This window comes from Sedimentibacter sp. MB35-C1, from assembly GCF_030913635.1.
Lineage (GTDB): Bacteria > Bacillota > Clostridia > Tissierellales > Sedimentibacteraceae > Sedimentibacter.
The window spans coordinates 3,110,628-3,126,132 of sequence record NZ_CP133188.1; the positions used below are offsets into that span (position 1 = coordinate 3,110,628).

The 15,505-nt window shown below is 41.2% G+C and carries 9 protein-coding genes; 3 read left to right on the plus strand and 6 right to left on the minus strand.

The features are described from left to right. Window positions 1–106: 106 nt before the first annotated feature. The 3 genes from RBQ61_RS15135 to RBQ61_RS15145 are packed head-to-tail and all read left to right on the plus strand — an operon-like array spanning window position 107 to window position 4,594. Window positions 107–871, plus strand: a complete 765-nt coding sequence (locus RBQ61_RS15135; RefSeq protein ID WP_308138056.1) for a LytTR family DNA-binding domain-containing protein — start codon at window positions 107–109, stop codon at window positions 869–871. Next, window positions 868–2,667, plus strand: coding sequence for a peptidase (locus tag RBQ61_RS15140; RefSeq protein WP_308138057.1), 1,800 nt, complete (start codon window positions 868–870; stop codon window positions 2,665–2,667). The genes RBQ61_RS15135 and RBQ61_RS15140 overlap by 4 nt, the downstream gene beginning before the upstream one ends. After that, the gene (locus RBQ61_RS15145; RefSeq protein ID WP_308138058.1) at window positions 2,660–4,594 is read left to right on the plus strand and encodes a GHKL domain-containing protein; all 1,935 of its coding nucleotides are present in this window, start codon (window positions 2,660–2,662) and stop codon (window positions 4,592–4,594) included. The genes RBQ61_RS15140 and RBQ61_RS15145 overlap by 8 nt, the downstream gene beginning before the upstream one ends. 538 nt (window positions 4,595–5,132) lie before the next feature. On the opposite strand, the gene RBQ61_RS15150 is transcribed toward RBQ61_RS15145, so the two are convergent. The 6 genes from RBQ61_RS15150 to RBQ61_RS15170 all read right to left on the minus strand — a co-directional run bounded on the left by RBQ61_RS15150 (window position 5,133) and on the right by RBQ61_RS15170 (window position 15,331). Continuing rightward, complete coding sequence (locus RBQ61_RS15150) at window positions 5,133–11,216, minus strand: S-layer homology domain-containing protein (protein WP_308138059.1); 6,084 nt, start codon at window positions 11,214–11,216, stop codon at window positions 5,133–5,135. Between the two features lie 109 nt (window positions 11,217–11,325). Then, window positions 11,326–12,534 (minus strand): helix-turn-helix domain-containing protein, encoded by a 1,209-nt coding sequence (locus RBQ61_RS15155; RefSeq protein WP_308138060.1) that lies wholly within the window; start codon window positions 12,532–12,534, stop codon window positions 11,326–11,328. A 195-nt stretch (window positions 12,535–12,729) separates the two neighbouring features. Further along, the gene (locus RBQ61_RS17670) at window positions 12,730–12,906 is read right to left on the minus strand and encodes an S-layer homology domain-containing protein (RefSeq protein ID WP_374049918.1); all 177 of its coding nucleotides are present in this window, start codon (window positions 12,904–12,906) and stop codon (window positions 12,730–12,732) included. Window positions 12,907–12,979: 73 nt separating this feature from the next. Further along, entirely contained in the window at window positions 12,980–13,150 is a 171-nt protein-coding gene (locus RBQ61_RS15160) for a hypothetical protein (RefSeq protein WP_308138061.1), read from the minus strand. A 41-nt stretch (window positions 13,151–13,191) separates the two neighbouring features. Then, window positions 13,192–14,106, minus strand: coding sequence for a class I SAM-dependent methyltransferase (locus tag RBQ61_RS15165; RefSeq protein WP_308138062.1), 915 nt, complete (start codon window positions 14,104–14,106; stop codon window positions 13,192–13,194). 277 nt (window positions 14,107–14,383) lie between these two features. Further along, window positions 14,384–15,331, minus strand: a complete 948-nt coding sequence (locus RBQ61_RS15170; protein ID WP_308138063.1) for a LysR family transcriptional regulator — start codon at window positions 15,329–15,331, stop codon at window positions 14,384–14,386. Window positions 15,332–15,505: the final 174 nt, after the last annotated feature.

Genomic DNA, 15,505 nt, shown 5'->3' on the forward strand with positions numbered 1-15,505 from the left:
CCTTGTGTATTAAGGTAGCATTTTGTCAAGGTATTTTCAAGATGTTATGATCAAGCGGTAGAAAATTTGCACAAGTGGTCATACTTTTTTTAGAATTTGTGGTATAATGTTGAATGGATTATTATATGCAAAGGAGGGATTTCAAATAATCGCAGCAATCATAGATGATATGGCGGACGAGTGTGAAGTGCTCCGCAGCCTTTTGAAGCAATACGAAATTGAACAGCAGCAAACGATACAAATCAAAGAATTTTACAGCGGCAGGGAACTGCTTCATGATTACATACCTGGCAGCTACGATGTTGTTTTTATGGATATTTTTATGAACAATGAGAACGGCGTAGACTGCGCACTAAAGCTACGACAGCTTGACGATAATGTCAACCTTGTTTTTCTTACCACCAGCTCGGAATTCGGCGTAAAAAGCTATGATGTCCGGGCAGCAGATTACATTGTAAAACCAGCCACGATTGAAAAGATCTCTCGGGCGCTGCATTACTGCAAAATTGCAGAATCACAAAGCGAAACCTCCATCACAGTTACCGCAAAACATCAACCGTTGGAAATTGCCCTGAACCGTATTCTTTATGCCGATTACCAGAACCGCTCCACCTGTATACATTTAAAGTACTGCCTTATTTCGGTATCAGGAAGCTTCTCTGAGCTTTCCGAACAGCTAAGCGATTATCCGCAGTTCATCTCATGCTTCAAGGGCATTGTGGTCAACTTAAATGAGGTGCAGGGACTTGGCAGTAATTATCTGATCCTGAAAAACGGAGAGCAGCTGCCAGTCAGCCGGCGTTTGCATAGGCAGGTACAGCAAAAGCGTCTGAGTCTTTCCGCCGGTTCGCTGAGAGGTGATATGGTATGAAGCAGATACTTTCATTGATTTTAACTGCCATGCTGCTTTTGGTCATGCCCGCTCCTTACGCACTGGGAGCGATACTCTCAGATGATCTGGATGATACCATACACATTTCCGTACAGGTAACCGCTCCGGTGCTTACCGTAACACCTGCGGCAATTACCCTAACCGGCTTTGATGAACCTGACCGAACTGATGCAGTGGCATTTGCCGTCGGAACCTCACAGAATGAGCTGTCAGACTGGTTCTCTGATTCTGTTACAGGCTTTACCGGCTATGATGCAGACGGAAACCCCTATGATTTGATATCAGGCGAATGGTATTTGGATGCAGTTGATACCGACACAGTCGGTGTGTACTATGCTTCGACGGCACCCGACCTTGGAGCAGAATATATTCTGACTGACGGTGTTTCTCTGCCACGGCAGCTATGTGCTGTTTCCATCCAAGCGCCCGGCGAACCAGATATCAACTGCTGCGTAGTAGGACGCGGCTTTCTACACTTTCCGTGGGTGCTTTCATTAGAACAGGATGAACAGTTAGATGAGTTTGTTGTATGGCTTCGGCAAAATGAAGGAGAATGGACAAGTTTAGGCGATGGCTTCTCGTTTACTTCCGGAGATTTTCAGCTTTCTCAACGAATCCTTACATACGGAAGCACTTATGAGCTTAAGGTAACCTATCCAGGCGGTCAGACCAGCGTTTTGTCCTTTCAATATGAAGGAGAGCTTAGTATCCTTGATTATTCAGGAGGTGACCGGGATGGCGGCGACGTAAAAGGCAGCGATTCCGGTACAGGCACACAACCGGCTCCAACCATTCCGCAGATGCCGGTCGATTCTCCCGAGGATGATAATTCTGACAACAGCAATAAAGGATCTGTGAAGGATAATTCGTCATCCAAAGAAAAGGAAACACTGCCGAATTCAGACTCCCATTTGCAGGAGGAACATGGTTATTCATTCGGTGAATCCCAGCCTTCTTTAACCGCTCCCAAGACACCAGACAGCTCGCAAAATAACGAAAATTATAACAGTAATAATACTTCATTGGTTCAGTCTGCTGTAGTAAAAAAATCGGAAGCCGAAGCTCCTGGTACTCCATCCGGATCGGCAGTATCAATATATTCTGACACCTCTCTTTCACATGAAGCAGAGGGTGCTTCTTCACCCGAGCTGTTTAACTATTCAGTGTCACAATCAAATGGCAGCGACAAAGCAGTTATAAAGCAGGTTCCTAATGATAACAATATGCCGCCGGAGAATCATTCCAAAGCTCAAGTATTCGCCACTGTTGCAGAATCATATTCTCCAAACAAAACTGTCATTTCCGGTCTTCGTCTGCGAGATCTTTGCGCCGATGGAGAAAGTGTCGTATTTGGTGCCGGCAATTTAACTGTAAGTATTCCAAGCGATTTGCTTATAGCTCTGAACCTGTCGGATTCGGATACTATATCCGTTAAACTAACCCAGCCGGAAAGCAATCAAATTATGCTTTCAGTAGAGACTTCCGGCAAATTGGTTACAAACCTAACGGGAACGGTATTGCGGCTTCAATATATACCACAGTCGGAAAACGCAGATATAACCGTCCAGAATGAAACGGGAGAACAGATTACAAATGTTTTCTATGACGGCGAGCTTCTGCGCTTTGCAGCAGATGTGACAGGAACTTATACAATTATAGAACCATCAAATACACAGGAGGCGCAGAAAGATATGTCGCCTCTACTTCCCATGTCAGGCGGATTGATTTTGGCTGCAGGAGGAATTATATTTTTCAGGAGGAAACGCCATGGATAAAAAAACATTTTTATTACGGCGGTCTTTTGCGCTGTTTCTGACGATTGTCCTTTCCTCCACTATGTTTCTTGCCTTATATCACTTTGACAACAAGTACACAAAAAACGCACCCCAAGCTATTAACGGCGCGCTTTATGTATTAGAGACGGACTGGACAAATACGCCCATACGCTATCTTATGGACGGTTGGCGTTACTATGCGGATCGCCTGCTGACACCAGAAACTCTACAGCAACAGGGTGACAATTATCAGTACCTATCCATAGGAAATAATTCCAACTTTTCTATGGGTGAACGCCGACGCTCCCCTCATGGAAGCGCAAGCTACGCCTTAACACTGTATCTGCCGGAGGAAGTGCACACCTATACCATTGAGCTTCCGGAAATCTATTCCGCCTACCGGTTTTACATTGATGATAAGCTGAAGCTTCAGATAGGCGAGCCGGACATAATAGAATATCACGATCAGACCCAATGCCGTATGATTACCTTTGAAGCCTCCGGCAAGATAACACTTCTGCTGGCAGTCAGCAACCATTCTTGGATATATAGCGGTCTTGTTTATCCTCCGGCCTTTGGTGAACCGCTGAATCTAAACACCACTCGTGGAATTCGAATTGGTCTTTGCCTTATTTTAGTCACTGTGACACTGATGCTTGCCATTTTTAGCTTTTATCTTGCCATTCGTAACCGGCGCATGAATAATATATGGTTTTTTTTCCTTTTATGCATGGCAACCGCAGTGTTCAAATCCTATTCCGTGGTACATGGTATCCTGACGCTGTCCATTCAACCATGGTATTCCATTGAATTTGTCAGCGGGTATCTGGTAACACTGCTCGTCATTATTCTTCACAACCGAATTTGCGATACAAAAATATATGCGCAAATTATCAGTAGCACTTTAGCAGGAGTGGTCTGTATACTGGCGCTGCTTTATGGATTGTTTGCCGCACATCTGACGATGTCAATGATGCTAGCTTTTTCCAATCTGGTTTTTTGCTTCAAGCTGCTGACAGCCGTGTATCTTTTGTTTACTGCCGCGATAGCTGCACACCGAAATATAGAAAAAGCTTCGATACTGCTCTACGCTGATATTGTATATGCCTGCGCCTTTGTATGGGACCGCCTCCTGCCAAATTACGAGCCTGTCTTTAGTGGCTGGTTTCAGGAATGGGGCAGTTTAATCCTGGTGTTCGCAACAGGTATGGTTCTTTGGTACGACATAGCCATGGGATATCGGCACAGTCTCGTCTATGCTGAGGAACAGCGGCAGATGAAGCGTCAGCTTACAATGCAAGTGGAACATCTGCGACAAACGAACCAGAAAGTGGAAGAAAGCACCAAACTGCGCCACGACTTTCGTCATCATCTACGCACCCTAATGACGCTTTCCGAGGAGGGACGCCGGGATGAACTTGAAAACTATATTCGTAGCATTACAGCCATCAACGATGGCACCCGGATTGGCCGTCTCACTGACAATATCGAGTTGGATGCGGTGGTGCAGTATTACAGCAACCTTGCACAGTCAAGCGGCATCCAGTTCCGAGCAAGGCTGCAGATTCCCGCAAAGCTGCATTTTCCCATTGTTGATTTATGCGGTCTTCTTGGAAACTTGCTGGAAAATGCAGTGGAAGCTTGCCAGCGCCAGGAAAATAAGGATAATGCTATCTTTATTGCCGGACGCACACAGAACGGACAGCTTGAATTTGTTGTAGATAACAGCTTTGACGGAAAAATTAAAACCATAGGCAAAAAATATTTATCCTCCAAGAGGAACGGCTTCGGCCTTGGAATTTCCTCCGTTTTGGAAACCGTAGATCGATATGGAGGCGTAATCAATCTGTATACCGATGAAAATGGCTTCCACGCAGAGGTGTCCCTCCCCCTTGGAATTGAAGAAAGAATTCCTTTGCCTGTGTAATCCCGTTCGTAATAAAATCATAGGTAAAATGTATTGAATACATTTTTGCCCTTGATTGCATACAATTTTAATCATAAAATAGTAATGCACTAAATATTGTATGGAAATAAATGTGAACTAAGGAGTGATTAATATGCCTATGATTTATTTACCCAGTTGCAAATTTACAGAATATTCCCCAGAATCCAGCAAGAGAATTAAGAGCTTTCTTCCTTAGCAGACATTACAAATTCTCCTGATATATTCTATTTAGAAGTACAATTTATTTCTTTATATGTTTTCATTAAAATTATCTCACATAATCTATATTTTTGCTATATTTTAATAAATGTAATTTAATTTGTAGATGATTTGTTGTTTAATAGTTTGCTTAAGATGTTCATATTTAACGTTTAAATAGTTTATAAAAGGACATTATTTAATAAAAATAAATTTTATTAGTTAGTTGATATCCTTGCTTATTTCCTAAACATTATTAATTATTTTTAGATTTAAAAAGTCTAAAACCAAATCCAAAATTGAAACAAGTGATAGAAGCTTATTTTGTTTTTCTCATGCCGTTTTCATCTAGCTCGTAACCATCTATGGTAGCACTTCTTGCAAGTGAACCGTCATCATAGAAATAATACCATTTACCTCCGATATCCCACCAGCCTGTGATCATCTGATTGTCGGAATAATATCTCCAGTTTTCTTCGTCTTTAACCCAGCCGGTTTTTAAAGTGTCATCAATGTTGAAGAAATACTTCACACCACCAATGTTCTGCCAACCGGATAAAACTTTCCCGTCCTTGTAATAGAAGTACTGTCCGGCATCATTCATTGCCCATCCATTGGCGGTGGCAGGATTAATGGTTAACTTGATGTAGCGGTAAAGCATGGCAGAAACTTCGGCACGTGTTGCACTTAACTTAGGATTAAACTTATTTCCGTTATCACCCGTCATGATACCCGACTGCTGTATTGCTGTAACAGCATCCTTATAAACGTCACCGATGTCGCTGCCATCCACATAGGTAGTTTTTTCGCGTATTACAGGCAGCTCATAACCGATAGCTTTGGCATAGTTTGCGCAAATTACCGCTATTTCCTCACGGGTAACAGACCGGTCAGGTGCAAACTGCTGATTTCCAATTCCTTTAACAATACCATTTTTATATGCCCACTCCACATATGGCTGATAATATTTATCCTTTGGCACATCGTCGAAGTTGCTCGCAGTGTAATCCTTAACATCTGCGCCAGCCATCCTTCCTAGCACAGTAACCAGCATTCCACGGGTCATTGCAGCATCTGGGTCGAAAGTGGTATCCGAAGTTCCGGAGAGAAGTCCACGCCCGACTGCATAATCAATGTATTCCCTCCCCCAGTGACTGACAATATCGGTAAATTTTGCACCTGGTTCTGTATAGCCTATACCGTATAGCGATAAGTGATCAGTAGTAATAATCAAGCTGCTGCTACCGGTATCATAAGCAGACCCAGGTATTCGTTTTACATTTCCCTCCGCATCAACGTATACACCAAACAGATATCCTGCCGCCTCATTTTCATATGGCATATAAGAGATTGAAAGAGTTGCTGTTCCACTGCCAAGATCACTTACACTGACAATTTTTCCATCATTGATATAGCTTATATTTACATCGTACACATACCGGCTGTCTATAAGTGTCTGCGCCTGTTCAGAAAGTCCTGTCGCCGGATCAATGGTTATAGTTACATCCCCCGAGCTTTGGTTCAGAATTTCCTTCAGGGCTTTAAGATCAAGGCCAAGAGAAACTGTTGTGCCGTTTATTTCAAGCTCAGTTACTCCGGCACTCATAAGGCTGTTCAAAGCAGCTCTGCTTAATGTTATCCCCAATGAGTCTTGCTGAAGCATAGTGAAATCCAATGCAACTGAAATACCGTTTGATGTCTTACCATAATCCTTTGCATATGCCTGTGCCTTGGCAATGGCATCCGCAATAACATTATCTGGTATGTTTTCATTTTCTGTAACAGAAATAACTGCTGTTACCGGCTGTCCCGGATTTTCCTCCGGCGCAATCAAAATGCTTGATACAACCGGCACGGCAGATGTTCCCGCGGAATTTGTCCCTGTCGATTGCTGTTCTCGTATTATCTGCGCAAAGGCAGTGGTAGATATATTGTCTGCAGAATCCTTTGACTGAAGCAGAATGGTAGCACTTTCTGCTGCGGTACGCCATAAATCCGCCGGGATTAATTGCCCATTCAAGGTAAACTCTCCATTTTCGTCTGCTATCACCTGATTGTTTTCATCGAGGTTGTTAAGCTCAGCACCGTTTGTTTCATCCGCCGTGATAATCGGTCCTGCCAGCATTACCTTCGCATTGGACTCTGTAACGCCGGTAACACTAAATGTACCGGTATTATAATTCGCCCGGAATGAATCGCTGTCCAACGTAATCAACGGTGGCACATTATCAAGCCTCAGCCCCAGATAATCCACCGCAACGTCCCCCTCTGCGTCTGTCACCGTAACTTTCAGATTGAGTGCACCTTCAAAGTCCTCAGGGGTTTCAAAGATAAGTGTGGAGCTGCTCATATCATTCGACTGTGCCAGCACAGCTCCGGCCGAATCCTCGTCAATATCCATACGTGATACAACGATTTTTGCATTTACATCAGATTCGATGATGACTTCAGTCTTATCCTTAATGTAAAGAAGCTTCATAGTGTTTTCGCCATCATTGACAGGCTGCGGTATATAAGTAAGCTGCGGGAAGCTCGCCTTAGGTAAATATTGTTCGCTGCTCTGCACTTCCGCACTTTCAGCAGGAAAGCTTTCGTTCTTGCCGTCCTCATCCTCGTCCATGAGATATCTGAAGGCTGTTACGCCGATTTTATAGTCTTTATTTGCATCCAACGGAGAAATCATGTCATTGTTATTTCCCGCCGTGACAGCCATATCGAGACTATATGCACCATCTGCATCCTTAATCAGTTCCTCTGACTTCAATAAATAATTCGCTCCTGTGGTAATCCAATCGCTACCGTCTTTCTGATACAGCCTGACGTAATAACCATCCGCTTCAGGTCCGCTTGAAGGCTCTTTCCAGATTGCGCGCATAGTCTCGCTACCTACGGATTTAAGCTCAACATCCTCAGCCATGTGCGGTTGGAGGGTGTTAGTATAAATAACTTTCTGACTATCACCAAGTTCATAATCATCTGTTTTTATGAAAGCAATTTCATCATCTTCTACATTTCCGTCACCGTCAAAATCCTCATTAATTTGCTCCAGCAGCACTGTGGTTGCATAATAGCTTCCTGAAGGAACTGCACCGCCGGAAAGTGAAATAACTTCTCTGATTTCGCCGTTATCCGGGACTTCGCTCTGCGAAATAAGATAATCTGTACCACCCTTTTCATCTCCGAGATAGATTCGCAGAACGTATGATGTACTAATGTCCATATCCTGTACAGTACCTGATAGCTCCCCTGCAAGATTAATATTCATGCTCGTAATAGAGGCATAAGGGCTTGCATAATAGCAAACAATATCAAACGGTTCTTCAGATGAATCAAAATTCCATGTTCCTCTGTTTGGCAGCTTCAGCGTCACATAATCATCCCCCAAGACTGTGTTTACCTCGTCCGGGTTGGTTATCTCACCATCTTCGTTATACTCGGCAAGTATGGCTGAAAATGTTGTGCTTCCTGAACTCCTAATGCTCATGCCGCTTAACAGCTGCTGAGGAGTTGCACTTGAACCCTGCTTCAGTATCAAAGATAATGCAAGATGATCAGAGTCAAGAATGCCATCTGCAAATTCAACCTCATATCTTTTTTCTGTGTCGTCTGTTTGAGTTATAGTAACACCTGTAACTCCAGAATCATATATACCTCTGCCTGCTATGCCAGTTGGAGTTGTACTGCCGGATTTTTCAGCAATCATACCCAGCTCTCCGTCCCATGTGCTTGAAGCAAGCAGAATAATATTATCATTAGTTACAAGAATTCCAACCTGTTCCCCGGTGTCTTCATCTAGCAGAGCTTGTTTGTAAGGGCTGGGATCAAAGGGTTCAAATTCATCCCACCAGGCTCCAACCCTAATTCCCACATCCTTATCCTGGAAGATATAATAAACACGGAAAGGAAGGCCTATAATACTTCCTGTATAAGCCACGCCGCCATAGCCAGAAATATTGTGAAAGGCGCTTCTGGCTGCATCGCTCACCGAGGTATTTGTAATGGCAAAATCAGTCTGTCCGCCCATGGCAAGTGCAATCTCCGCACTGAGCAGCTTAAGATCACCAAATGCCCATGCCTCCTTCGGAATTTGCACCAGTCCATAAATCTTGCCGTCTGCACCAAGCACTACGTACATCCTCTTGCCCCCTGAAGAATTGCCTACTCCGGCAAATGCCGAAGCATTGAACTCACCCCCGGCTTTAATGAAAGGCTTATTCTTTGTAACTACAATATCCAGCTTCATGCCACCATTAACCATGAGGCCGGTATAATTTATGCCCTTGTAATTGCGCACATCTCCGGAAAGCCCCATATACCAGCTATACTTATCAATAATAGGAATTTCCAGAATTGTTCCGTCCGAAAGTGTTGCCTCGTAATAGCCAGCTCCAAGGGTTACTTTATACCAACCTTCAATTACCTCCAGCACGCTTCCTTTTGCACCAATTGTAAGCTTAATAGGTGGAATTGCAGAATAATCGCCGTTGATAGTTTCTGCCAGATTGCTGAAACCGCCGCTCAATCCGTTGAGCTCGGCAACCACAACCGGAGGCACCATTGGGACACCAACTTCAGATGCCACACTAAGTTCCAATGTATTAGGAATAAGTGCACCTGTATAAATACGCTTCAGCTCCAGCTCTCCTTCTGCCTCTAACATGTCGAACACGTTAACTTCAAGCTCGAAGGCATAGCGTTCCTCTCCGGGAAATGTATTAATTTCTGCTGAAGCACTGCCTATTCCAAGCCCTAAAAGTTTTTCCATATCAACATTACCGGATGCCTCCACTCCAGTAATACCAAAGGTATTGTTTTTAGTTCCCATACCCAATCGTTTCATATCTATACTAGCCGCATCAATAAAAGGTGTGGAAATACCCATTTCGCCAGTGAAAATTAAGTTGCCACCCGTAGTTGCCGTGACAGTCTCTAACCTGCACTTGGCTCCTGGTATGTCGATATGAAGAATCGCACCGTTTTTGTCCGGGTCAATATCAATTTTTAGCTTTCCGTCGATATACGAAAATCTCAGGCTGTCATCAGAAATGGATTTGGGCTTATAGAATTTAAAGGTAGGTGCAGACAGATGGACATTCTGTACAGTTACCGTTCCGTTGGATGCTACAGAAAACCCTCCGCCTTCCGTCCACGTGGCAGTTAGCGAAGGCGAAAGCTGAACCGCATTATTTTTAAAGATAAATTTGCCGGAAACCTGCTCAAAAGTACCGCGGAAAACCGCAACCAAATTATCGCCGTAACTGGATTTCAATTCAGTCTCATTTTTCCCGGGCTGAGCCGAAAATGTGCTTCCGCTACTAACAATACCCAAGCAAGCCGCATCTGCCGGAATAGACACAGGATCAGCGGGAATATTCGAAGCTCCAAGCTCATACAAATCGCGGAATCCCCACAGTGCCCATGTTGATTCGTTAAAATAAAAATCATGATTGACACTTACCGAAGAATTATTCTGCGAATAACTTAGCGAATCAGCATATCTGTTTAAGTGTCCACTCACACCGGAAAGCAGAGTGGGTATCCAACCCCCTTGACCGTCACTGGCCCACGCAACAGCCGTCGCATATCCATCAAGAGCTATAAACTGGTTTGCATAGGAAAAGGAATCAGTAAATACTTCGGTGATATAATAGCCATCATACGATGGATCCATATTATCCGTAGTTGAATATAGCGGAGCCGAATAATGAGTATAGCCTCCGGTACGATCAATATAGTCATAGGCATATGTACTGCGGCCCAGACGAATATTGCCCGCAACACTGTGACCGGCACTTCCAAAACTATTATGGCGAGTCATTACGCGTATGCTTGAGCCTTCGGGAACATTGATGATTTTCGCTTCGGAAAGTACTCCCCAGGTTTTTCCCGAATCATAATCATCATGGCCTGTTATGTTTCCACTAGTTCCATTTGGTGCTCCTTTGTCAATCTGCACCAGCTCGTACGTAATCTTAATTATTGTTCCGTTTTCAAAATATAAGTTCTGCACTAACTTGGGATTTTCCGTGTCAGACTTAATAGTCATACTTCTACTGAGTGGAAATATCTCACGGCTCATATCCGTACTTATGGGATCAATTTCTACTTCCCTAATTGTCTGGGCATAAAATGCGTAGCTTTCCGTTGCACCCATTCCCTTAACGTCATTCAATGTTTTCTGAGACGGCACAGTAATTAAATTGCCGTCCTGCTGTCTAATATAAAATCCGATGTAAGAGTTTTGAAGATAATAGTAACCGTCCTTGTTTCCCGCTGTAATTCCACCTACATCCCGGTCCATCGCTCCCACATAGGCAAATGCAGAAACAGGTAACAAGGCCGCAACCATAACTATAGTCAGAACTGTTGCTATTATCCTCCTAAACATAAATTTTCGTTTCATCTTATTTGCTCCTTTCGTGAAAGGGCATAAAAAAACCCCTATTATAGTTTTCAATACTATTATAGGGCAAAATTCCTTTTTTTGGTAGTGACCTTTATCTCATAAAAAGTCACCTTTTTATTTCCATGATGTATGCAGCAAGCTCGTCACGACCAGATATATTTAACTTATCGTAAATCTCCATCATAATATTTTTGAGTCTTCCCACGGAAATATAATGCTTCTCAGCTATTTTTGCGTATGGAACGTGTCGCGCCACAAGCATAGCAATATGGTATTCTCGCAGAGATAAAACAAGCGTGATGTTATCCTGTGCGAACTTATTATGAAAGGTAATCCAGTTCTTAGCAGTGCGATTATATTGGCTGATTATAGCGTCGTAATAGTCAGGAAATTCCTGCTTCAGGCACTGCTCAATCAGTCCGCCCAATTGGGTAATAACCTCTGCAAAGGGTGTAATAAACCCGTGAGGTAGACAAATACGCATAACCTCCAGGAGCCAACGTCTAGCCTCCTCTTCACGTTCGAGATGGTAACAGGCGATGGCGCAAGTTACTCGTAAATAGATATCGGCAAATGTGATTTCTTGCTCCGACGCACTTAAGGTCAATGCAGTTTGCGCCACGTTTAGCATGGCTTCATACCTGCCTACGCAAAAAAAATATCTAGCCTGCAAATAGGATGTGTAAGGCTTTTTCAACACCGATCGATCGCTAAAATCCCCTTCTTTCAACCAATCAGGAACCATATTGGGTAGTGTTGCACTTACAGCGACACTGGCAAGAGCTAACTCTGCAATGGCGACTATGTCGCTACCTCGATTAGTTTTTATGCATCTCTTGAGATAGCTTTCAATTTCCGTGTAAGCATGGTAATTTCCCAAACTAATGAATGCTGCAACTGCAATCAAGGATGATCGAAGCTTTGCTGCTTCATTCCCTTCGGCTCTTTGACAGCAGCGTATAGTTTGCTCAAAATCACCGCGCAGATAGGCAAGCTCGCTTTCATATTGCAGCTGATGTTGCTCCTCTTTTACAATATTTAAAATCGCATCGGGATTATGAATGGGCATCGGTACACAAGTGGCATCGATTAAACGTTCCAGATCAGAGGGTTCAGAAGACATACCATCTTGAATACGTTTTTTCTTTCTGCGTGGGTCTACAGGTTTTTCTGCATCGGCAGCAATCATCCAGGCTCTGCCAAACTTCTTGGTACCGGGAATTCGCCCCTGCTCACAAAGTTTCTGCACTCTGCGCAATGATATATTCCATTTTTCTGCCACTTCCTTGGCAGTGATATATCCCACATTTTCCATAACCCACTTCACCAACTTTCAATAATTTTAATCATCTTCATTATATACGCAATAGCGAATAGAATCAATTAGGATATAAAAAAATTTTACTAACATTAAACTCACTTTTTCTATTTAAATATTGAATGTCATCCTGGCACAATTTTTAAATGAGGACAGACGCTTTAACGCATCTGTCCTCATTTTATATCGTATTTATATTATATTTTCACAGAATCTCATCAATATCGTTGCAACCTGAGCACGAGTAGCACTGCCTTGAGGTTCAAGAGTAGTATTGGTAGTGCCCTTTACTAATTCTGCCTCACAAGCCCAGTCAAATGAGGTTTTAGCCCAACTGCTGATATCATCGGCATCGCTATAATTATCAATGCTTGCAGTTTATCTACATTATATCCTTTATACTTTGCATAATTATATAGACCCTCTTTTACGTCCGAGAAATTTATTTGTTTTTCATTCCTTCCTCTGTTACAGGATGAGTATAGCCGCCTGACATATTTTCACCTGTCAATGTACCAGAAGCACCGTCAATCTTGGTTCCTCCTTCGGTGCTGTTTTCATCATTGCGGTACCATTGATAGGTAAGTGTACCGCCGTCAGAAACTGGGTTCACACAGTTGTAGTCAGTTCTTTAATTATCTGCATAGGTGTTAACTATTTTTTTACTGCAAGACAATAATTTACATTATCAAACGCCGTCATAAGATGTGTAGGATTAACATGATTGTAGGCCTCAAAAAATTGTTGTGTAATTTCCAATGGTGTTAAATGCTCATAAATTAAAAATCCTTGTTTTAAAAGAGTTTTACCCATATCTTCGTACGAATAGCTTGCAAGCATCTTTTCATTTGCAGAACCTGCCAACAAAACCTGTTTTTTCGCACGCTCTCCTGCTTTCTCAGTATAACTATTATCATCAGGATAATCAAATACAATAGAACTCCCACTTGGTAAAATTGAGCTGAGCACAGTAATCAATTCCTCAAATGTTTGCTTAGAAAGATAATATGCAACCCCGAGAATACTGCAAAAGCTAATATAATTTTCATCAAATGCAGTATTTTGAGTCAACGCTGTCATCCACTGTTCAGTTGTAAAATCTGCTGCAATAAAATGAACATTATTTGGTATTTCAATCTTAGCTTCTTCAAGACGCATTTTCTTATCATTTGCAGTAGAAGGATGATCAATCTCAAAAATCTGTATTTTATCCGCCCAAGAAGGTTGACGATAAGCAAATGTGTCATAACCTGCACCAAAAATTAAATATTGCCTTGTTCCCATCGATACAGCTGTTTGAAGTGCTTTTTCTGCAAAAGCTGCTCTACCAAGCGGTGAAGGGGACAATTGGTTGTCTACTACCCATCTTAGAGCAGCATCTTTTGTTCCTGTAAAATTAGGATTGAAAAAACCAATACCGTCTGCCATACTTTTTGAAATTTGAAGATATTCTTCATCCTTCAAAAGCATCTTGGCAATGCTGTCATCAAAAATTTTAACTTTATTATTTTCAACATGGTACGCTCTTGAGAATGCACTAACAAGTGCCGTCATACTTTTTTGTTCCATTTTAAATCACCTCTTATACTTAATACACCTAAAATTCAAAAACTACAAGACTTGAAATTTTGCTCATTTTATGGTATAGTAAGTATAGAAAATTAATAAAATTTATTTACATTACATATTTTGTCACCAATTTTTATTTTAAAATTAAACTACAAAACAAACCTGCAAGCACATGCAATACCCCCGGTAAATATTACTGATATATTTTTCTTACCAAATTGTTTAATATTATAAACTATAATTCAAAACTTTAGTTTATATATCATAATTCTAAATCTTATTCTTCAAAGGTAATCTGTAAGCTCATCAAAAAAGCTCTCATAGCACAAGTCAATCTTTTGCCCCGCTTTTTATAAAAACAAATATCCCGCCTAATGTCTGAATCACCTATTTTGTAAAAAACAAGAGATGGATAAAAAGCAATATTTTTTATCAAAGTATCACTAATCAGCGCCAATCCTACTTCATTACATGCCATATTAAAGGTTGTAACCTGCTGGCTAAAGGATAAAATAATATTAGGTTTTATATTTTCATTTTCAAATAATTTAACTGATTTTTTATATGTATCTGTATCAGGTTTCATAAATATAAAGGGTTCATTTTTGACAAGGTGTAAAGGTAATATTGGTGTTTTTTCTAATAAATGAATATTTTTCAATATATCATTTTTCGTCAAACCATACGATTTTAATTGCTCATTGCAAGAAAACGATTCCGGTATAGCCAACAAAAGAGTTTCCGGTGTGTATTTAAATTCAACATATTTCTTAGAATTTATTTCACAAGCATCGATCAGTAAATCGATTTCCCCACAATATAGTTTTTCCAGCATTGGAGAAATATCTCCTTCTACAATATTCAATTTTATATTTGAATATTGCGATCTAAACTTTCTAATCTCCTTTGGTAACACATACGAAATCATAAAATTGCTTCCCCCAATAGAAAGATTTCCTGTATTACAATTATGAACATCTTCTAAATAGGCTTTAAAATCCGACTCCGCAGAAGAAATAGATTGCGCTACTTCAATATATTTCAATCCACATTCTGTTAATTTTATTGGATATGTACTTCTATCAAAAATAGGTTCTCCAATTTTTTCTTCCAAACGTTTTATTGTTGCGCTTAAAGAAGGCTGCGATATGTAAAGATTTTGTGCTGCCTTAGAGAAATTATGCGTTTTATAAACTTCTAATATATATTCTTTTGCAGAAAACAAAAAAAAACCTCCTTTTTATTTCAAATCTTTTTTTGAATAATATCATAATGTAGCATCTTTTTTTAATAATTTTATTTTATCAAACTTACGCTAGTGATACAACTTAATTATAACAGATCAATCTATTATCGAAAACTATGTAAAATATATAAATAAGCATCTATAAAATATATA